The 281-nt window shown below is 53.4% G+C and carries 1 rRNA gene; it reads right to left on the minus strand.

Annotated elements, in window-relative coordinates:
- Positions 1 to 281, minus strand: a 16S ribosomal RNA gene (locus GH741_RS21485); the annotation flags it as partial.

Raw genomic sequence — 281 nt, forward strand, 5'->3', positions numbered from 1 at the left:
GGTGTGTACAAGGCCCGGGAACGTATTCACCGCGGCATGCTGATCCGCGATTACTAGCGATTCCGGCTTCATGTAGGCGAGTTGCAGCCTACAATCCGAACTGAGAATGGTTTTATGGGATTCGCTTCACCTCGCGGCTTTGCTGCCCTTTGTACCATCCATTGTAGCACGTGTGTAGCCCAGGTCATAAGGGGCATGATGATTTGACGTCATCCCCACCTTCCTCCGGTTTGTCACCGGCAGTCACCTTAGAGTGCCCAACTAAATGCTGGCAACTAAGG

This window comes from Aquibacillus halophilus (assembly GCF_009649745.1).
GTDB classification, from domain to species: Bacteria; Bacillota; Bacilli; order Bacillales; family Amphibacillaceae; genus Aquibacillus; species Aquibacillus halophilus.